Raw genomic sequence first — 19,267 nt, 5'->3', positions numbered from 1 at the left:
TCAGGCGGGAACGGAGCTTCCCCAGGCGGGCATTTGTACATCGAACGATCTGAGGGGAGACCCTAATGAATTACAACTGGGACTGGGGCGTGTTCTTCAAGTCCACCGGCGTGGGCAGCGAAATTTATTTCGACTGGTACCTCTCCGGCCTGGGCTGGACCATCGCCATCGCAATTGCAGCCTGGATCATCGCCCTGCTGCTGGGCTCGATTCTGGGCGTCATGCGCACCGTGCCGAACCGCATCGTGTCGGGCATTGCGACCTGCTACGTCGAACTCTTCCGTAATGTGCCGCTGCTGGTGCAACTGTTCATCTGGTACTTCCTGGTGCCGGATCTGCTGCCGCAGAATCTGCAGGACTGGTACAAACAGGACCTGAACCCGACCACTTCGGCCTTCCTCAGCGTCGTCGTGTGCCTGGGTCTGTTCACCGCCGCTCGCGTTTGCGAACAAGTGCGTACCGGTATCCAGGCGCTGCCTCGCGGCCAGGAAGCCGCCGCTCGCGCCATGGGCTTCAAGCTGCCGCAGATCTACTGGAACGTGCTGCTGCCCCAGGCGTACCGGATCATTATTCCGCCGCTCACCTCGGAATTCCTGAACGTCTTCAAGAACTCCTCCGTCGCGTCACTGATCGGCCTGATGGAGTTGCTCGCGCAGACCAAACAGACCGCCGAGTTTTCCGCCAACCTGTTCGAAGCCTTCACCCTGGCGACCCTGATCTACTTCACCCTGAACATGAGCCTGATGCTGCTGATGCGCGTGGTCGAGAAGAAAGTTGCCGTACCGGGCCTGATCTCCGTAGGGGGTAAATGATGGAATTCGACTTCTCGGGCATCATCCCGTCCCTGCCGGGCTTGTGGAACGGCATGGTCATGACCCTGCAATTGATGGCGCTGGGCGTCGTCGGCGGGATCATCCTCGGCACGATCCTGGCCCTGATGCGCCTGTCCCACAGCAAACTGCTGTCGAACATTGCCGGCGCCTACGTAAACTACTTCCGCTCGATCCCGTTGCTGCTGGTGATCACCTGGTTCTACCTGGCGGTGCCGTTCGTACTGCGCTGGATCACCGGCGAAGACACCCCGATCGGCGCCTTCGCCTCGTGCATCGTGGCCTTCATGATGTTCGAAGCGGCGTACTTCTGCGAAATCGTCCGGGCCGGCGTGCAGTCGATTCCCAAGGGCCAGATGGCGGCTGCCCAGGCCATGGGCATGACCTACGGCCAGATGATGCGCTTGATCATCCTGCCGCAAGCATTCCGCAAGATGACCCCGCTGCTGCTGCAACAGAGCATCATCCTGTTTCAGGACACTTCGCTGGTCTATGCAGTCGGTCTGGTGGACTTCCTCAATGCTTCGCGTGCCAGTGGCGACATCATCGGCCGCTCCAATGAGTTCCTGATCTTCGCCGGTTTCACATACTTCATCATCAGCTTTGCCGCCTCGCAGCTGGTCAAGCGTCTGCAAAAAAGGTTCGCCGTATGATCTCTATCAAGAACGTCAACAAGTGGTATGGGGACTTCCAGGTACTGACTGATTGCAGCACCGAGGTCAAAAAAGGCGAGGTGATCGTGGTGTGCGGGCCGTCCGGTTCTGGCAAATCCACTCTGATCAAGTGCGTCAACGCCCTGGAACCGTTCCAGAAAGGCGACGTGGTAGTCGATGGCACGTCCATCGCCGACCCGAAGACCGACCTGCCGAAACTGCGTTCGCGCGTTGGCATGGTGTTCCAGCATTTCGAACTGTTCCCGCACCTGACCATCACTGAAAACCTGACCATCGCGCAGATCAAGGTGTTGGGCCGCAGCAAGGAAGAAGCCACCAAGAAAGGCATGCAATTGCTTGAGCGCGTTGGCCTCTCGGCCCATGCCCACAAGCACCCGGGCCAACTCTCCGGTGGTCAGCAGCAGCGCGTGGCGATTGCCCGTGCGCTGGCGATGGACCCGATCGTCATGCTGTTCGACGAACCGACCTCGGCGCTGGACCCTGAAATGGTCAACGAAGTGCTCGACGTGATGGTGCAACTGGCCCACGAAGGCATGACCATGATGTGCGTGACCCACGAAATGGGCTTCGCCCGCAAAGTGGCGGACCGCGTGATTTTCATGGATCAGGGCAAGATCATCGAAGACTGTAAGAAAGAGGAATTCTTCGGCGATATCACCGCCCGCGCCGAGCGTACGCAGCACTTCCTTGCCAAGATTCTGCAGCACTAAGCACCGGACACTCGCTCCAGGCCACACAAATCCCCTGTGTAGGAGCGAGCTTGCTCGCGATGGTGTGTCAGTTGATACGCATGTAGCTGACACGCCTTCGCGAGCAAGCTCGCTCCTACAGGGGGCCGGTGGTGGCTCGCGATCAAGTGTTGTGGTTGACCCAAGGCATCTGTGATGAAATGCGACCCCACTCTCTATCGCGCCGCGCCGCCATCACTCGCCGTGAAACCCCGTCTGATTCGCCATCTGTTCCTCCCGCCGCTGATCATCGCGCTGATGATCGGGTTGGGTTACCTCGGCTTCTGGGTCAGTGAACACTACGGGATTCGCAGCCTCAGCGAGAACGGCCAGCGTCAGCTGGAACTGCACGCCCGCGCCGTCGAGAGCGAGATCAGCAAGTACACCTACCTGCCCAGCCTGCTGGAACTCGAAACCAGTGTTTCCAGGCTGTTGGCCGACCCATCGCCGGAACACCGGCAGACGGTCAATGAATACCTCGAAGGCCTGAACCGGCGCAGCCGCAGTCGGGCTATCTATGTGATGGACACCACCGGCCGCGTCATGGCCACCAGCAACTGGCGCGATGTCGACAGTTACCTGGGCGAAGACCTGTCCTTTCGCGCCTACTTCCAGAACGCCGTGCGCGGTCAGCCGGGGCGCTTCTACGGCATTGGCAGTACCAACGGCGAACCCGGTTACTACCTGGCCCACGGCCTGGAAGAACACGGCAAGATCATCGGTGTCGCGGTGGTCAAGGTCCGCCTCGAAGCCATGGAAGAGCGCTGGCAACGTGCACGCCTGGAAGCGTTCGTCAGCGATGAGAACGGCATCATCATTCTTTCCAGCGATCCGGCACGGCGGCTGAAGTCGGTTGTTCCGTTGAGCGACGAAACAAAAGAAAAACTCGCCCGCAGTCTTCAGTACTACTGGTTTCCGCTGAATGAACTGCAACCGCTGGCCCGGGAAAAACTGGCAGAAGGCGAGGAGAAACTGACCTTCCCCGCCAACAGCGAAGTGGAATCCGATGAAGAGGACATCAGCTACCTCTCGCAAACCCGCCCGCTGAGTGACACTCCATGGAACTTCACCCTGCTCACGCCCCTGCAGGATTTGCGGCGTGAGGCGATCAATCAGGGGATTCTGGTGGCCGTCGCCTTCGCGTTGGTGGCGTTCCTGCTGATCGCCTGGAACGAGCGGCGCAAAGTGATCGCCACCCGCCTCGCCGCCCGGGAAGCCTTGCAGGAAGCCAACAATCAACTGGAGCGTCGGATTACCGAACGCACCACCGACCTGCGCGCCAGCAACGAACGGCTCAAGGGCCAGATCCGCGAACGGCGTCAGGCGGAAGAAACGTTGCGCCGGGCCCAGGATGAACTGGTGCAGGCCGGCAAGCTCGCCGCCATTGGCCAGATGTCGACCAGCATCGCCCACGAATTGAACCAGCCGCTGGCGGCGTTGCGGACCTTGTCCGGCAACACCGTGCGCTTTCTGGAGCGCGGTCAACTGGACGTCGCCAGCACCAACCTCAAGACCATCAACGAACTGATCGACCGCATGGGCCGGATCACCGCCAGCCTGCGTTCCTTCGCCCGTCGTGGCGACGACAAAGGCCAGGCCAGCCTCGGCAAAGCGGTGGACGCGGCGTTGCAACTGCTGGGCAGCCGGATGGAAAGCGCGCCTCTGCAATTACATCGCGACCTCAACGATGTGCAGGTGCAGATCGACCAGACCCGCCTGGAGCAGATTCTGGTCAACCTGATCGGCAACGCCCTCGATGCCATGCAATCACAGCCTCAGCCGGAGCTGTGGCTCGAAGGCGAAGCGTTCGATGACAAGTACCGCCTGCGTGTACGCGACAACGGCCACGGCATCGACGCCGAAGCGCGCAAGCATCTGTTCGAACCGTTCTTCACCACCAAACCCGGCGAACAGGGCCTGGGCCTCGGCCTGACCCTGTCGGCGAGCCTGGCTGCCGCCACCGGCGGGCATCTGGGTGTCGAACACCCGGCCAGCGGTGGTACCACCTTCGTCCTCAGTTTACCGTTGGTAAGCCCCCTTCACGCCGAGCCGATATGAACAACGACCTTAGTGTGCTGATCGTCGAAGACGACCCCCATGTGCTGCTCGGCTGCCAACAGGCGCTGACCCTGGAAGACATTCCCTGCGTGGGCGTCGGCAGCGCCGAAGAAGCGCTGGAGCGGGTCGGCGACAACTTTGCCGGGATCGTCATCAGCGACATCCGCCTGCCGGGCATCGACGGACTGGAATTGCTGACCCGGCTCAAGGCCCGGGATCGCAGCCTGCCGGTGGTGCTGATCACCGGCCACGGCGACATTTCCATGGCCGTCGGCGCGATGCAAAAAGGCGCCTATGACTTCATGGAGAAACCCTTCTCCCCCGAGCGCCTGGTGGATGTGGCACGTCGCGCGCTGGAACAACGCAGCCTGGCGCGGGAAGTCTCGTCCTTACGGCGGCAACTGGCGGAACGCGACTCCCTGGAAGGCCGGATCATCGGCCGCTCGCCGGCCATGCAGAACTTGCGAGAGCTGATCGCCAACGTCGCCGACACCTCGGCCAACGTGCTGATCGAAGGCGAGACCGGCACCGGCAAGGAACTGGTCGCGCGCTGCCTGCACGACTTCAGCCGCCGGCACACCAAGCAGTTCGTCGCGCTGAACTGCGGCGGCCTGCCGGAGAACCTGTTCGAAAGCGAAATTTTCGGCCATGAAGCCAACGCCTTCACCGGCGCCGGCAAACGACGGATCGGCAAGATCGAACACGCCGACGGCGGCACGCTGTTTCTCGACGAAGTGGAAAGCATGCCGCTGCCGTTGCAGATCAAACTGCTGCGGGTATTGCAGGAACGCACCCTCGAACGGCTCGGCTCGAACCAGAGCGTGGCGGTGGATTGTCGGGTGATCGCGGCGACCAAGTCCGACCTGGACGAGTCGAGCAAGGCCGGTGAGTTTCGCAGCGACCTGTATTACCGCCTGAACGTGGTGACCCTGGAGCTGCCACCGTTGCGCGAACGTCGCGAAGACATCCTGCAACTGTTCGAACACTTCCTTCAGCAGTCGTCCCTGCGCTTCGACCGCGCCGTACCGGAGCTGGACAACCAGACCCTGTCGAACCTGATGAGTCACGACTGGCCGGGTAACGTGCGCGAGCTGCGCAACGTCGCCGAACGCTTTGCCCTCGGCTTGCCGGCCTTCAAGAAGTCCGGCGCCAGCGGCAGTAATCAGGGCCTGGCCTTCGCCGAAGCGGTGGAAGCCTTCGAACGCAACCTGCTCAGCGATGCCTTGCAACGCAGCGGCGGCAACCTGACCCAGGCCAGCCAGGAACTGGGCATGGCCAAGACCACCCTGTTCGACAAAGTGAAGAAGTACGGGCTGAGCCACTGATGGACCTGATTCTCAAAGCGACTCTGGGCGCGGCGGTGGTGGTGATCCTCGCCGCCCTGGCCAGGACCAAAAACTATTACATCGCAGGCCTGGTGCCGCTGTTTCCGACCTTTGCATTGATTGCTCACTACATCGTCGGAAAGGGCCGTTCGGTGGACGACCTGAAGACCACCATCGTGTTTGGCATGTGGTCGATCATTCCATACTTCATCTACCTGGCGACGTTGTATGTGATGGTGGACCGGATGCGATTGGAGGCTTCACTCGCCGTAGCGGCCGTGGCGTGGTTGATGACGGCTACGGTGCTGGTCAGCGTTTGGGTCCGCTTCCACGCCTGACCACAATTCCCCTGTGGGAGCGAGCCTGCTCGCGAAAGCGGTGGCACAGTCAGCATTGACGTGACTGACCCTCCGTCTTCGCGAGCAGGCTCGCTCCCACAGGTATTGCACTCCACAGGATTACCTGGTTTTTTTACAACGGCGGGCCGATCATCTGACAGTGCCGCCCTTCGCTTCACTCATGATCTGCCGAATCGCCCCGACAAACGTCTCCACCGGCTGCCCGCCCGTGACGGCGTACTGCCCGTTGAAAACCACGGTCGGCACCGAACTCACCCCGCGCGATAGCCACAACTGCTCTTCCTCACGAACCTCTTTGGCGAATTCATCCGACGCCAGGATCGCCTCGGCCCGCTGCCGGTCCAGGCCAACGCCTTGAGCGATCTGCGCCAACTGACTGTGGTCGGAAGGATTCCCGCCCTCGGTGAAGTACGCCTTGAACAACGCCTCTTTCAGATTGAACTGCAACCCTTCCAGTCCCGCCCAGTACAGCAAGCGATGAGCATCGAATGTGTTGTAGATACGGCTGTTGCCATCCGTGCGAAAGGCAAACCCGACCTCGGCGCCACGGGCGCGGATCATCTCGCGGTTTTTCTGGGACTGCTCGGGCGTCGAGCCGTATTTCTCGGTGATGTGTTCGGTGATGTTCTGCCCTTCAGGCCCCATCTTCGGGTTCAGCTCGAACGGCTGGAACCGGATCTCGGCCTGGACTTCGTCGCCCAGCAAATCCAGGGCGCGGGTCAGGCCGTACAGGCCGACGACGCACCAGGGGCAGGACACGTCGCTGACGAAGTCGATTTTCAAGGGGGTACTCATCACTCACCTCGCAGACTGGAACGCGCCGTAAAGGTCGAACGATACACCTGTAGGAGCTGCCGAAGGCTGCGATCTTTTGATCTTTTCGGGACAGCTGAAGATCAAAAGATCGCAGCCTTCGGCAGCTCCTACGGTGACGGGGTTCTTAGAGAAGGTTGTGTTCGGTCACCGGATCGATCTGCGCCCAATGCGAAGTGTCTTCGCGGTGGGCCTGCAAGTACGGTAACACCGCCGCCAGCAACGGCACTTTGAACGCCTCCTGGAAACGATGAGCCAAACCTGGAATCAGCTTCAACTGACTGCCACGGATATGCGCCGCCAGGTGCACGCCGTGCATCACCGGCAACAACGGGTCGGCGGTGCCATGCACCACCAGCGTCGGCACTCGCAACTGGTTGAGCAACGCCACCCGGCTTGGCTCGGCGAGGATCGCCATGATCTGGCGCTTCACGCCTTCGGGGTTGAACGCCCGGTCATAGGACAGCGCCGCCTGATGCAGCAGTGACTGCCGATCATCACTCACGGTCGGGCTGCCCAGCGCCGCCAGCAGATCGGCCTGTTGTTCCAGGGCAGCTTCGCGATTCGGCGCCCCACGGCGCGAGAGCAACTGCACCAACGCTGCACTCGGTGCCGGCAAGCCTTCGGCACCGGAGGTGGTCATGATCAAGGTCAGGCTCTCGACCCGTTGCGGCGCCATGGCCGCCATATGCTGAGCGATCATCCCGCCCATGCTGGCGCCCAGCACGTGGAATTGCTCGACGTGCAACGCATCCATCAGCCCGAGCGCATCGTCAGCCATGTCGGTCAGGGTGTACGGCGCCGACACCGGCAAGCCGAGTTTGTAGCGCAGCACTTCGAAGGTCAGGTTGGCGTCGATGGGTGTTTGCCGCCAGGTCGAGAGGCCGACATCGCGATTGTCATAACGAATCACCCGAAAGCCCTGCTGACACAGCGCGACCACGACCTCGTCCGGCCAGTGAATCAACTGCCCGCCCAGGCCCATCACCAGCAGCAGCGCCGGGTCCGAGGCGCGGCCGATGCTCTGGTACGCCAGGCTCACCTGCGCCAGATCGACCCGTTCGGTCGCAACATTGACATCACAACGAGACGCCGCAAAAGACGGAAGGCTAAACAACAACGCGGCCAGAAAGGCCGCTGTCGAGAAAAATCGTGCACGCATGAAAAACACCGAAACGCAGAACCCCAGTAGAGCGCGAGTCTGATGAAGTTTGTTCAAGCGCGCTGCCACAGTTACGTGACAGTTTGATGAAGAGTGCTGAACGGTCATATCCGAGACCGAATTATCGTTCATCGCGAGCAGGCTCGCTCCCACAGGATTCATGCCGTACACAAATCACAATGTGGGAGCGAGCCTGCTCGCGATGGCGTTCTTAGGCCAACTGGCTACGCAACTGGCGCGCGGCCGCCACCATGTTCACCAACGCCGCCTCAGTCTCCGGCCATGCCCGGGTTTTCAAACCGCAATCCGGGTTGACCCACAACCGCTCGGCCGGAATACGCTTCACTGCTTTGCTCATCAGCTTGACCATCTCGGCCGTGTCCGGCACCCGTGGCGAGTGGATGTCGTAGACGCCCGGGCCAATGTCGTTCGGGTAATCGAAGGCTTCGAAGGCCTCCAGCAATTCCATGTCCGAACGCGAGGTTTCAATGGTGATCACGTCGGCGTCCATGGCCGCGATGGACTGAATCACGTCGTTGAATTCGCTGTAGCACATGTGGGTGTGGATCTGCGTTTCGTCGCGCACGCCACTAGCGGTCAAACGGAACGCTTCCACCGCCCAGTCGAGGTATTCCTGCCATTGCGCCCGGCGCAGCGGCAGGCCTTCGCGGAAGGCGGCTTCGTCGATCTGCACGATCTTGATGCCGGCGGTTTCCAGGTCTACCACTTCGTCACGCAGGGCCAGGGCCAGTTGTTGCGCCTGGATTTTGCGCGAGACATCTTCACGCGGGAACGACCACATCAGCATGGTCACGGGACCGGTGAGCATGCCTTTCATGACCTTGTCGGTCAGGCTCTGGGCATAGGTGATCCAGTCGACGGTCATGGCCGTCGGACGGCTCAGGTCGCCATAGATGATCGCCGGTTTCACGCAGCGCGAACCGTAGCTCTGGACCCAGCCGAAACGGGTGAACAAGTAGCCGTCCAATTGCTCGGCGAAGTATTCGACCATGTCATTGCGCTCGGCTTCACCGTGCACCAGCACGTCCAGGCCCAGGCGTTCCTGGACTTCTACGGCGTGACGGATCTCGCTGTGCATCGCGTCGGTGTAATCGTTGGCCGACAGCTTGCCCTGCTTGAAGGCCTGACGCGCCAGACGGATCGAACCGGTCTGCGGGAACGAACCGATGGTGGTGGTCGGGAACGCTGACAGTTTCAAACGAGCACGCTGTTGCTCGATGCGCTTGGCAAACGGCGAATGGCGTTGGCTGTCCGCGGTGCCGATGGCGTTGATGCGGACCTGGACTTCAGCTTTGTGAATACGCGGCGACTGGGCGCGACTGGCCCGGATCGCGCGGCTTTCGGCCAGGGCGGCTTGCACTTTGGGCGCTTGCGGGTCGTTCAGGGCATCACGCAGCACGGCGATTTCACCGCACTTCTGCACGGCGAAGGCCAGCCAGCTTTTCAATTCCGGGTCGAGTTTGTCTTCACGATCCAGGTCCACCGGGCTGTGCAACAGCGAGCAGGAGCTGCTGACCCACAGGTTGTCGCCAAAGCGTTCCTGGGCCGGTTGCAGTTGCGCGAGGACTTGCTCCAGCTCGCAGCGCCAGACGTTGCGACCATTGACCAGGCCCACCGAGAGAATCTTGTAGGTCGGCAGACGGTCCAGTACCTGGCCGAGTTGATCCGGCGCGCGCACCGCGTCGATGTGCAAGCCCTGCACCGGCAAACCGACAGCCAGACCGAGGTTGTCTTCCAGGCCGCTGAAGTACGTCGCCACCAGTTTTTTCAACGGCGAATATTGAAGGATGTGGTAGGCGCGTTCGAAGGCGTTTTTCCAGTCTTGTGGCAGGTCCAGGGTCAGGATCGGCTCGTCGATCTGCACCCATTCCACGCCTTGGGCGGCGAGGCGACCGAGGATTTCACCGTAGATCGGCAGCAGGCGTTCCAGCAGGTCGAGCTTGTCGAAGTCGTTGCCTTTGGCCTTGCCCAGCCACAGGTAAGTCAGCGGGCCGATGATCACCGGTTTAATGTTGTGGCCCAGGGCCTTGGCTTCGTCGACTTCGTCGAACAGCTGTTCCCAGCTGAGCTTGAATTGTTGATCAGCGCCGAATTCCGGGACGAGGTAGTGGTAGTTGGTGTCGAACCACTTGGTCAGTTCCTGGGCGTATTGCGCCTTGCTATGTTCGCCACCGCAGCAGGTCGCGGTAGAGCCACGGGCCATCGCGAACAGGGTGTCGAGAGTCGGCAGGCCGCGCTCATCCCTGGCGCTGTCGAAACGCTCGGGGATCACACCGAAGGTCAGGGAATGGGTCAGCACCTGGTCGTACCAGGCGAAGTCGCCGACGGGCAGCAGGTCGATGCCGGCGTCTTTCTGCAATTGCCAGTGGGTGGCGCGCAGTTCCCGGCCGATGCTTTTCAGCGCGTCCTGGTCGAGGTCGCCCTTCCAGTAGGATTCGAGGGCTTTTTTCAGTTCGCGGTCAGCGCCGATGCGTGGAAAACCGAGTGTGTGGGCCAGAGCCATGGTGAGTTTCTCCTTGTAAAAGATGGCGCCATTGTCGACAGCCAACCCAACATGAGACAAACTCAACCTTTTCGTGTTGATCACAAGTTTTACTCATGGAGCCCCCCCGGTGCTTGAAATCCGTCACCTGAAGACCCTGCACGCCTTGCGCGAAGCCGATAGCCTGGTGGATGCCGCCGACCGTTTGCACCTGACGCAGTCGGCCCTGTCTCACCAGTTCAAGGAACTGGAAGAGCGCATGGGCATGCCGCTGTTCGTGCGCAAGACCAAACCGGTGCGATTCACCAGCGCCGGTCTGCGCCTGCTGCAACTGGCTGACGCCACCTTGCCGCTGCTACGTGGCGCCGAACGCGATATCGCGCGGCTGGCCGGCGGCACCGCCGGGCGTTTGCACATGGCGATCGAGTGCCACAGCTGCTTCCAGTGGCTGATGCCGACCATCGACCAGTTCCGCGATGCCTGGCCGGAAGTCGAACTGGACCTGGCCTCGGGCTTTTCCTTCGCCCCGCTGCCGGCCCTGGCCCGTGGCGATCTGGATCTGGTGGTGACCTCCGACCCGCTGGAACTGGCGGGGATCACGTATGTGCCGCTGTTCACCTATGAAGCGATGCTCGCGGTGGCCAATCAGCACCGTTTGGCAAACAAGGCCTACATCGTCCCCGAAGATCTGCTCAGCGAAACCTTGATCACCTACCCGGTGGAACGCGATCGGCTGGACATCTTCACCCGCTTCCTGGAGCCGGCCGACATCGAACCGGCCCAGGTCCGGACCTCGGAACTGACGGTGATGATGATGCAATTGGTGGCCAGTGGTCGCGGCGTGTGCGGCATGCCGCACTGGGCATTGCATGAATACAGCTCGCGGGGTTATGTGAAGGCCAAGCGGCTCGGGGAGAAGGGGTTGTTTGCGACGCTGTACGCCGGGATTCGTGCGGACATGCTGGATGCGCCGTACATGCGCGATTTTTTGCTGACGGCCAAGGACACGTCGTTTTCGACATTGGATGGGGTTAGCGCAGTTCGCTAGGACGATACGGTCCCTGTGGGAGCGAGCCTGCTCGCGAAAGCAGTGTGTCAGCTCGCATCGATATTGAATGTCGGATCGCATTCGCGAGCAGGCTCGCTCCCACATTCGATAGGTGGTGGGCTTAGATCTCGCGCCACATGTGGATCTTGTCGAAGTAGTCCTCGCCCACCCGTACCGCCAGCGGTTCGAGGCCGAACTGGATGAAGCCGCAACGCTGGTACAACTTGAACGCGGCTTCGTTGCCGGCAGTGACGGTCAACTGGATAAGCTTCAGGCCCTGACGGGTCTGTGCTTCGGCCAGCGCCGCCTGCACCAGTTGATAACCGAGCCCGCGCTGCCGGACTTTGCCGGACACATACATGCCAAACAGTATCGCCTTGTGCCGGGCCTTTTCCCGAGGCTCGAAGGCCAGGCCGACGATGCCCGCCAACTCACCGTCTTCGAATGCACCGAACACCACGTCCAGCTTGCTGGTCAGGCGCGACTCCCACCAACTCAGCGGCATCACCGCGCGCTCGCGCACGCTGGAGGTAAACGCCTGGGGATGCAGGTCGTAGGCTTCAAGCATCAGCGCTCGATAATCCAGGGCATGGCTGGCATCCAGCCGTTCGATCCACATGATCAAGCCGTCCTGCGTTGCTCAAGCATCAACCGCACCGCCAGTGCCGACAGCACGAACCCCATGAAATAACGCTGCACCGCCAGCCAGGTCGGATTGTTGACGAACCAGGAGGCGATGCCCGCCGCGAACACGGCGATCAACAGGTTGACGGTGAAACTCACGCTGATCTGGGTCAGCCCCAGCGTGATGCTTTGGGTGAACACCGAACCGTGCTCAGGCGTGATGAACTGCGGAAACACCGACAGATAAAACACCGCGATCTTCGGGTTCAGGGCGCTGGTCAGAAACCCCATGGTGATCAGTTTGCGCGACGAATCCGGCGGCAGCTGCTGCGCCTCGAACGGTGAACGCGCACCCGGCTTGACCGCCTGCCAGGCCAGCCACAACAGGTACAGCGCACCGGCCCACTTCAACACTTCATAGGCCATCGGCACCGCCAGGAAAACCGCGGTCAAACCGGCGGCGGCAGCGAACAGATGCACGAAAAAACCTGCCACCACACCGAGCAACGACGTCACCCCGGCCTTGCGCCCCTGACAGATCGAACGGGAGATCAGGTAGATCATGTTCGGCCCCGGCGTCAGCACCATCAGCAACGCGGCGGCGGTGAAGATCAGCAAGTCTTGAAGCGGGATCATGGGGCAGTCCTGGTCGGTAAAATAAGTGCGCCATTGATGATCAGGCGGTCACTAACGAGGCTCGATAAAACGGCAGGATCAGGTCTCGTGTCAATGGTGCCAGCGTCACATCGCCGTCGGTGGCCGGGTCGATCCAGCGCACCTCTTCGATCTCTGCCGCCGGGGAGACGTCCGAGTCGATTGTCAGCTGAAAGAGTTCGGCCTGTACGACAAAACCTGGCTCATTGGCGGCCGGTGCCGAGAATTGCCCCAGGTAGATGGCGTGCGCCGGATCGATGACCAGGCCCAACTCTTCATCCAGCTCACGGGCCAGTGCGTGGACCGGCTGCTCATGGGCTTCGATTTTGCCGCCAGGTTGCATGAACGCCTCGGTGCCGCGCTTGCGGACCAACAGCGTGCGACCGTCCGGACCGATCAACAGGGCGGCAGCAATGCGGATGAGTCGGGGCGAAGCAGCGGATGAAAGAGTCATGGATCAGGATCGGCCTTGGCTAAAAGGCGCAAGAATCACATGAGTGTCGGTGCCTCGTCACGCCGAAAATCTTCTGCCGAGCACTGCCGTGCCCTTTGTGGGAGCGAGCCTGCTCGCGAAGGCGGCGACAACAATGTGACTGACACACCGCTTCGCGAGCAAGCTCGCTCCCACAGGGGATCAGTGCAGAGCCTGGAAGAGCTAACTGGCCTCTAGAATCGCGCCGTTCACTTCCTCCGGCACTTTCACAAAAATGCTGTATTTCGCGCCCTCCATGGCTTCGAAGGCGATCAGCTTCTCCACCAGCGGCCCGTTCAACACCTTGCCGGCATTGAGCAGCAGCATGCCGTTGTCGGCATTGAGGTTGCGCGCCAGGATCATGCCCGCCACGACCTCCCGCGTGGTCAGGACCTTGACCGTCGGATCGGCCAGCGAGACATCGCTCAGGTACGCGGCGCAGACCTGAATGAAATCCTCCACCATCTCGGGATCGTAGAGCTTCCCGGCATAGCTGCGGATGTACACCAGTGCTTCATCGCTGTTCATCTGCCGTTCGAGGATCAGCCCGCGCTGCAACTCGATGAAATCCACCGCCAGCTTCAGCAACCGCGAACCGAACGGAATCGCCTCGCCCCGGAGCCGGTCGGGAAAACCGCTGCCGTCCCAGCGTTCCTGATGGTGAAGAATCAGACGGGCGGCGTCCTTCATTGGATCGAGCGTCATCAACAGCGATTCGCTCTGCTTCGGATAACCGCGATAGCGCTCGCGATCATTGTGGTGCAGCAGGTCCGCCGGTGCGGTCATCATGCTGTCGGTCCAGCTCAGTTTGCCAATGTTGTAGAGCGCTGCGGCCATGGTCAGGTCGCGACTGGTGCCTTCATCCAGGCCATGAAGTTTGCAGTAGACCCGCACCAGTTCGATGATCTGGCGGTTGGTCTGTTTGGCCGGTGGCAAACGCAAGTTGGCCAGCAACGAGAACACCTCGGTGCCGGTGACATAGCTGTGCTTGAGCTCTTCGTAGGCCAGGTCGAGCATGTCGGCGGTCTGCTGGAGTTCTGCGGTGCGGGCCGCGACGTGTTTTTCCAGGGTGGTGTTGAGTGATTTCAGCTGGTCGTTCTGCTGCCGGGTCAATAGCTCCAGGCGTTGCCGTTCGCGCTCGGAATGCTGATGAGCCAAGGCCTGGCGCAAGGTCAGGAGCATTTCCTCGTCGTTCCACGGTTTGCTGATGTAACGGTGAATCTGTCCGTCATTGATGGCTTTGATGATCGTCGGCAGGTCGGCATAACCGGTGAGCAGGATGCGGGTGGTCGTCGGGTAGAGCGTGTGGACCTGCGCCAGCAGCGTCGCGCCGTCCATGTTGGGCATGCGCGCATCGCTCATCACCAGATCGATGGGTTGTTGCGCCATGATCTCCAGGGCCTGGGCACCGCTGGTGGCCAGTAGCACGTCGTAGGGCTGGCCGCGTAACAGGCGACGCAAACTGCTGAGGATCGACTCTTCATCATCGACCAGCAGCACCTTGGGTTTATCGGACAAAATCGTGGGGAGTTGCTCTTCCATGGCGTTACCTCGAGTGAAACGGTTACATCGTCGTGTCAGGCCCCGGACAAACATCCCCTATTGCCGGAGCCTGACCTACAGGCTAGATGATTTTCAGCGTGCTCCGGGAAATGATTCAACTCATTCATCTGCGCGAAGTTCCGGCCAGAGGTCTATGCTCAGCTGACTCGGATCCATAATCTGTACGTTCGGCCAGGTGATCAGGGAAAGGATGCCCCTATGAACACTCCATACCAAACTGCTGTCGGTCCCGGCGTATGTCGATGAATACGCTGCTGGCGCGGACCAATCGTCGGATTCTTATCGTCGACGACACCGCTTCGATCCATGAAGACTTCATCAAGATCCTCAGCCCGCCATTCATCGATGACGACAGCCTGACCAGCGCTGAAAAAGCCCTGTTCGGCACTGCGGCGGCCACAACGCTGCAAAGCTTCCTGCTCGATTCGGCGTTCCAGGGCCTCGAAGCCCTGGACAAGGTCGAGACGGCGCTGGCCAACGACCTGCCCTACGCAATGGCTTTCATCGACATGCGCATGCCGCCGGGCTGGGACGGGCTGGAAACCATCGAACGGCTCTGGCAGGTCGATCCCAAGCTGCAAGTGGCGCTCTGCACGGCCTATTCCGACTATTCCTGGGAAGACATCGACGAGCGCCTGGAACTGGGCGATCGCCTGTTGATTCTCAAGAAACCCTTCGATGCCATCGAAATCCGCCAGATGGCCAGCGCACTGACCGCCAAGTGGCAGATGACCGAAGACGCAGCACTGAAGATGTCGCTGCTGGAACAAGCGGTCGAGGAGCGCACCCGGGAGCTGTCGGATGCCAATATCATTGTGCAGAACAGCCCGACCATTCTGTATCGGCTGCGGGGCGAGCCGTCGTTTCCGCTGATGTACATATCCCATAACATCACCAAGTACGGTCACATTGCCGCCAACCTGGTGGCCTCGGCCAACTGGGCCCAGGAGCTGATCCATCCCGACGATCAGTCGAAGGTCGACACGGCCATGGCCCGGGTGATGGACCGCCATGCGGCGGGCGCTTCCATCGAGTTTCGGATGCGCACCGGCGAAGGTGCCTGGCGCTGGGTGGAAAACCGCTATATCCCGGTGCGCGATGACGAAGGCCGCTTGCTGGAAGTCGAAGGCATCATCATCGACGTCACCGAACGCAAGCTCGCCGAGGAGAAAATCGCCCTGCTGGCCCGCACCGACGGGCTGACCGGGCTGGCCAACCGCGCCACACTGATCGAGCGGCTGCACCAGGCGTTCGCCGCCGCTCGTCGGGGGGCCGCTCCGTTTGCCATGTTTTACCTGGACCTGGATCACTTCAAACGCATCAACGACACCCTTGGCCATCCGGTGGGTGACCTGTTGCTGCAAGAAGTTGCCCGCCGGATCAAGGCCTGTGTACGGGAAAACGATGTGGTCGCCCGCCTCGGTGGGGACGAGTTCGCGATTTTGCAGCTGGACGTCAGCGACCCGACCCAATCCGCAGGGCTGGCGGCCAAGGTCCGGGATGCGCTGGTGCTGCCCTACTCCCTGGCCGGCAATGATGTGCGGGTCTCGGTCAGTATCGGCATCAGCAGTTACAGCCCGCTCTGCACCAGCGCGGACGGCCTGCTGACCCAGGCCGACATGGCGCTCTATCGCTCCAAGGAAAAGGGCCGCAACCAGTACCACTTCCACTCCGAGGAGATCAATCGCGAGGTGGTCGAACGCATGGCCATCGCCAGCGATTTGAGAGCGGCCATCGAACACGAAGAACTCGAACTGCACTATTGGCCGGAAGTAGACCTGACCACCGGCAAGATCCTCGGCATGGAAGCGGTGGTGAGCTGGAACCACCCCGAGCGTGGTTTGCTGGAAGCCGCGGCGTTTCTGCCTGCCGCGGAAAAAACCGGCACCATCATCGCCCTCGGTCATTGGGTGCTGGATCGCGCCTGCCGGCAAATGCGCCAGTGGCGCGACGAAGGCATGGCACCGCCGGTGATTGCGATCAAGCTGTCCCTGGCCCAACTCAAGAGCGGTCCCGAACTGATCTATGACGTACTGCGCACCACCGCGCGCTGGGAGCTCTGCGCCTGGGACCTGCGCTTCGACGTCACCGAAGCGACGCTGGCCCAGACCAAATGGACTCACAACGACGTGCTGCCGCGCTTGCGTGAGCTGGGGGTGAAGATCGCCATCGATGACTTCGGCACCGAGTATTCTTCGTTCGACTACCTCAAGACCTACCAGGTCAATCACCTGAAACTCGCCCAGGCCTTCATCGACACCGCCTCCCGCGATCCGGCCAGCGCGACCACCTTGCGCGCGATCATCAACTTCGCCCGGGATGTCGGAATCGGCATCATTGCCGAGGGCGTAGAAACCCAGGAGCAGCGCAGCTCGCTGATGGCCACCGGCTCGCCGATGAACGCCCAGGGTTACTACTTCAGCAAAGCCGTCAGCAGCCAGCGGGCCGCCGAGCTGCTGAAGGCCGGCAGCATCGTGCCCCCGAGCCACGACATCGGGCCGATCCTGGACAATCCGCAACGCTCCACGGAGGATAAGGGATGAAAACGCCTTTCGTGCGAACCAACCGGCGCATCCTGATCATCGACGACACCCCCTCGATCCATGAGGATTTTCGCAAGATCCTCTGCCCCGAGACCGAAAGTGAACAGACCCTCGCCGGGACGGAAGAAGCCCTGTTCGGCACGCTGCAGCTCGATCGGCTGACGTTCCAGCTCGACTCTGCCTATCAGGGTCAGGAAGCCCTCGAACTGGTCCAGTGCGCATTGGCCGAAGGTCGTCCCTATGCCATGGCGTTCACCGACATGCGCATGCCACCGGGCTGGGACGGCCTGGAAACCATCGAACAGCTGTGGAAGGCCGACCCGCACCTGCAAATTGCGCTGTGCACGGCCTATTCCGACTACACCTGGGAAGACATGGCGGAACGGCTGGAGTTTGGCGACCAGTTGCTGGTGCTGAAAAAACCCTTCGACAGCCTGGAAATCCGCCAGATGGCCAGTGCCCTGACCTGGAAATGGCAGATGGCGCAGGACGCCGCGATGAAGGTCTTGAGCCTGGAGCAAACCATCGAGGCACGGGTACACGAACTGCTCAAGGTGTCTCACCTGTTGCAGTACGACGTATTGACCGAGTTGCCCAACAGCACGTTGCTGGGCGATCGGTTGAATCAGTCACTGGCCCTGTCCCGCCGCCATGACAAGCAACTGGCCGTGATGTTTCTGGGCCTCGATCGTTTCAAGCGCATCAACAATGCCCTCGGCCATCCGGCCGGTGACGAGATGCTCAAACAGGTCGGCCGCAATCTGGTGGCGACGGTGCGCGAGTCCGACTCAGTGTTTCGCTACGGCTCCGACGAATTCGTGGTGATCCTCGCCGATGTCCGTCATCCCCAGCAGACCAAGGGCATCGCCGAAAAACTCTTGCATGCCATCCGCGCACCCCAGCACATCGCCGGCCACGACCTGAGCGTGACCGCAAGCCTGGGTATCAGCATTTACCCCGACGATGGCTTCGATGCCATCTCGCTGATCAAAAAAGCCGAAACCGCGATGCGAAACATCAAGGAAAGCGGCCCGAACGATTTCAGCTTTTTCATCGACGAAATGAACCAGCGCGCCCGTGATCAGCAAAGCATCGAGACCGGCATTCGCCTGGCGCTGGAACGCCATGAATTTGTCCTGCATTACCAACCCAAACTGGACCTTGGCAGCGGCCAGGTGGTGGGCGCCGAAGCGTTGATTCGCTGGCAAAAGCCGGGGCACGGGCTGGTCTATCCATCGGAGTTCATTGCGGTGGCCGAAGACAGCGGCCTGATCGTCCCGTTGAGCAAATGGGTGCTGGCCGAGGCCTGCCGACAAGCCTGCGCCTGGCAGGCTGCCGGACTGCCGAAGATCTGCATGTCGGTGAACATGTCAGCCATCGATTTCCGTCAACGGGACTTTGTCCAGGGTATCGAACAGACCCTCGAACAAACCGGCCTGGAGCCGGCCTTGCTGGAGCTGGAAATCACCGAAGGCGTGCTGATGCAAAACATCGATACCACGGTGAACGCCCTGACCCGGCTCAAGGCATTGGGGGTACGACTGGCCATCGATGATTTCGGCACCGGTTATTCCAGCCTCAGTTACTTGCGGCGTTTTCCCATCGATGTGCTGAAAATCGACCAGTCGTTCATTCGCGGCTTGAGCAACGACAGCAATGACGCTGCCCTGGTCAGCGCCATCATCAGCCTGGGCCGCAGCCTCAATCTGACCATCATTGCCGAAGGCGTGGAAACCCTGGAGCAACTGGACTTCCTCAAGGCCCATCAATGCGAAGAAGGCCAGGGTTACTACTTCAGCAAAGCCGTGGAACCGGACGCCTTCGTCCGGTATCTGGGGTCGGTGAAGCCTCCTCCATTTGTCCCCACGTGATCGATGCGCAACGACACTCAGGCCATCAGCCAAGGAATCA

The 19,267-nt window shown here is 61.0% G+C and carries 16 protein-coding genes; 9 read left to right on the top strand and 7 right to left on the bottom strand.

Going from position 1 to position 19,267, the window contains the following annotated elements:
• The first annotated feature begins 65 nt into the window (after nucleotides 1-65).
• From ACYZUD_RS29755 to ACYZUD_RS29730, 6 genes are all read left to right on the top strand, one after another.
• Nucleotides 66-812, top strand: coding sequence for an amino acid ABC transporter permease (locus tag ACYZUD_RS29755; RefSeq protein WP_462021397.1), 747 nt, complete (start codon nucleotides 66-68; stop codon nucleotides 810-812).
• Nucleotides 812-1,483 carry an amino acid ABC transporter permease gene (locus ACYZUD_RS29750; protein WP_048395547.1) on the top strand — a complete coding sequence of 224 codons (672 nt, stop codon included), beginning with the start codon at nucleotides 812-814 and terminating at the stop codon, nucleotides 1,481-1,483. Before ACYZUD_RS29755 ends, ACYZUD_RS29750 begins: the two co-directional genes overlap by 1 nt.
• Nucleotides 1,480-2,214, top strand: coding sequence for an amino acid ABC transporter ATP-binding protein (locus tag ACYZUD_RS29745; RefSeq protein WP_462021396.1), 735 nt, complete (start codon nucleotides 1,480-1,482; stop codon nucleotides 2,212-2,214). The genes ACYZUD_RS29750 and ACYZUD_RS29745 overlap by 4 nt, the downstream gene beginning before the upstream one ends.
• Nucleotides 2,215-2,388: 174 nt before the next feature.
• Entirely contained in the window at nucleotides 2,389-4,290 is a 1,902-nt protein-coding gene (aauS, locus tag ACYZUD_RS29740) for a two-component sensor histidine kinase AauS (protein ID WP_462021395.1), read from the top strand.
• Nucleotides 4,287-5,615, top strand: a complete 1,329-nt coding sequence (gene aauR / locus ACYZUD_RS29735; RefSeq protein ID WP_462021394.1) for a two-component response regulator AauR — start codon at nucleotides 4,287-4,289, stop codon at nucleotides 5,613-5,615. Before aauS ends, aauR begins: the two co-directional genes overlap by 4 nt.
• 8 nt (nucleotides 5,616-5,623) lie before the next feature.
• Entirely contained in the window at nucleotides 5,624-5,953 is a 330-nt protein-coding gene (locus ACYZUD_RS29730) for a GlpM family protein (protein WP_462025133.1), read from the top strand.
• A gap of 150 nt (nucleotides 5,954-6,103) precedes the next feature.
• On the opposite strand, the gene ACYZUD_RS29725 is transcribed toward ACYZUD_RS29730, so the two are convergent.
• From ACYZUD_RS29725 to metE, 3 genes are all read right to left on the bottom strand, one after another.
• Nucleotides 6,104-6,769 (bottom strand): DsbA family oxidoreductase, encoded by a 666-nt coding sequence (locus tag ACYZUD_RS29725; protein WP_462021393.1) that lies wholly within the window; start codon nucleotides 6,767-6,769, stop codon nucleotides 6,104-6,106.
• 145 nt (nucleotides 6,770-6,914) lie between these two features.
• The gene (locus ACYZUD_RS29720; protein WP_462021392.1) at nucleotides 6,915-7,949 is read right to left on the bottom strand and encodes an alpha/beta fold hydrolase; all 1,035 of its coding nucleotides are present in this window, start codon (nucleotides 7,947-7,949) and stop codon (nucleotides 6,915-6,917) included.
• Between the two features lie 211 nt (nucleotides 7,950-8,160).
• Complete coding sequence (gene metE / locus ACYZUD_RS29715) at nucleotides 8,161-10,473, bottom strand: 5-methyltetrahydropteroyltriglutamate--homocysteine S-methyltransferase (RefSeq protein WP_462021391.1); 2,313 nt, start codon at nucleotides 10,471-10,473, stop codon at nucleotides 8,161-8,163.
• A gap of 109 nt (nucleotides 10,474-10,582) precedes the next feature.
• On the opposite strand from metE, the gene metR reads away from it, so the two are divergent.
• Nucleotides 10,583-11,500: a transcriptional regulator MetR gene (gene metR, locus ACYZUD_RS29710; RefSeq protein WP_462021390.1), complete on the top strand. Its 918-nt coding sequence runs from the start codon at nucleotides 10,583-10,585 to the stop codon at nucleotides 11,498-11,500.
• A gap of 121 nt (nucleotides 11,501-11,621) precedes the next feature.
• Here the strand turns inward: metR and ACYZUD_RS29705 are convergent, their stop codons facing one another.
• The 4 genes from ACYZUD_RS29705 to ACYZUD_RS29690 all read right to left on the bottom strand — a co-directional run bounded on the left by ACYZUD_RS29705 (nucleotide 11,622) and on the right by ACYZUD_RS29690 (nucleotide 14,792).
• Nucleotides 11,622-12,119 carry a GNAT family N-acetyltransferase gene (locus tag ACYZUD_RS29705; protein WP_462021389.1) on the bottom strand — a complete coding sequence of 166 codons (498 nt, stop codon included), beginning with the start codon at nucleotides 12,117-12,119 and terminating at the stop codon, nucleotides 11,622-11,624.
• 2 nt (nucleotides 12,120-12,121) lie between these two features.
• Nucleotides 12,122-12,760, bottom strand: a complete 639-nt coding sequence (locus ACYZUD_RS29700; protein WP_462021388.1) for a LysE family translocator — start codon at nucleotides 12,758-12,760, stop codon at nucleotides 12,122-12,124.
• 40 nt (nucleotides 12,761-12,800) lie between these two features.
• Nucleotides 12,801-13,232, bottom strand: a complete 432-nt coding sequence (locus ACYZUD_RS29695; RefSeq protein WP_462021387.1) for an NUDIX hydrolase — start codon at nucleotides 13,230-13,232, stop codon at nucleotides 12,801-12,803.
• 201 nt (nucleotides 13,233-13,433) lie between these two features.
• Nucleotides 13,434-14,792 (bottom strand): HD domain-containing phosphohydrolase, encoded by a 1,359-nt coding sequence (locus tag ACYZUD_RS29690; protein WP_462021386.1) that lies wholly within the window; start codon nucleotides 14,790-14,792, stop codon nucleotides 13,434-13,436.
• A gap of 257 nt (nucleotides 14,793-15,049) precedes the next feature.
• Here ACYZUD_RS29690 and ACYZUD_RS29685 point away from each other — a divergent pair, with 257 nt between their 5' ends.
• Together ACYZUD_RS29685 and ACYZUD_RS29680 are read left to right on the top strand one after the other, a co-directional pair.
• Nucleotides 15,050-17,356 carry a putative bifunctional diguanylate cyclase/phosphodiesterase gene (locus tag ACYZUD_RS29685; RefSeq protein WP_462021385.1) on the top strand — a complete coding sequence of 769 codons (2,307 nt, stop codon included), beginning with the start codon at nucleotides 15,050-15,052 and terminating at the stop codon, nucleotides 17,354-17,356.
• Complete coding sequence (locus ACYZUD_RS29680) at nucleotides 17,353-19,227, top strand: putative bifunctional diguanylate cyclase/phosphodiesterase (protein ID WP_462021384.1); 1,875 nt, start codon at nucleotides 17,353-17,355, stop codon at nucleotides 19,225-19,227. Before ACYZUD_RS29685 ends, ACYZUD_RS29680 begins: the two co-directional genes overlap by 4 nt.
• The last annotated feature ends 40 nt before the right edge of the window (nucleotides 19,228-19,267 follow it).

This window comes from Pseudomonas sp. XS1P51 (genome assembly GCF_054897845.1).
The sequence above is the reverse complement of the archived record's forward strand: the minus strand, read 5'-3'. Positions and strand labels throughout refer to the sequence as shown.

Bases quoted from the DNA above. Each gene is read 5' to 3' on its own strand.
- ACYZUD_RS29755 (WP_462021397.1), top strand. From the start codon at position 66: ATGAATTACAACTGGGACTGGGGCGTGTTCTTCAAGTCCACCGGCGTG.
- ACYZUD_RS29750 (WP_048395547.1), top strand. From the start codon at position 812: ATGGAATTCGACTTCTCGGGCATCATCCCGTCCCTGCCGGGCTTGTGG.
- ACYZUD_RS29745 (WP_462021396.1), top strand. From the start codon at position 1,480: ATGATCTCTATCAAGAACGTCAACAAGTGGTATGGGGACTTCCAGGTA.
- aauS (WP_462021395.1), top strand. From the start codon at position 2,389: ATGAAATGCGACCCCACTCTCTATCGCGCCGCGCCGCCATCACTCGCC.
- aauR (WP_462021394.1), top strand. From the start codon at position 4,287: ATGAACAACGACCTTAGTGTGCTGATCGTCGAAGACGACCCCCATGTG.
- ACYZUD_RS29725 (WP_462021393.1), bottom strand. From the start codon at position 6,769: ATGAGTACCCCCTTGAAAATCGACTTCGTCAGCGACGTGTCCTGCCCC.
- ACYZUD_RS29720 (WP_462021392.1), bottom strand. From the start codon at position 7,949: ATGCGTGCACGATTTTTCTCGACAGCGGCCTTTCTGGCCGCGTTGTTG.
- metE (WP_462021391.1), bottom strand. From the start codon at position 10,473: ATGGCTCTGGCCCACACACTCGGTTTTCCACGCATCGGCGCTGACCGC.
- ACYZUD_RS29705 (WP_462021389.1), bottom strand. From the start codon at position 12,119: ATGTGGATCGAACGGCTGGATGCCAGCCATGCCCTGGATTATCGAGCG.
- ACYZUD_RS29700 (WP_462021388.1), bottom strand. From the start codon at position 12,760: ATGATCCCGCTTCAAGACTTGCTGATCTTCACCGCCGCCGCGTTGCTG.
- ACYZUD_RS29695 (WP_462021387.1), bottom strand. From the start codon at position 13,232: ATGACTCTTTCATCCGCTGCTTCGCCCCGACTCATCCGCATTGCTGCC.
- ACYZUD_RS29690 (WP_462021386.1), bottom strand. From the start codon at position 14,792: ATGGAAGAGCAACTCCCCACGATTTTGTCCGATAAACCCAAGGTGCTG.
- ACYZUD_RS29685 (WP_462021385.1), top strand. From the start codon at position 15,050: ATGTCGATGAATACGCTGCTGGCGCGGACCAATCGTCGGATTCTTATC.
- ACYZUD_RS29680 (WP_462021384.1), top strand. From the start codon at position 17,353: ATGAAAACGCCTTTCGTGCGAACCAACCGGCGCATCCTGATCATCGAC.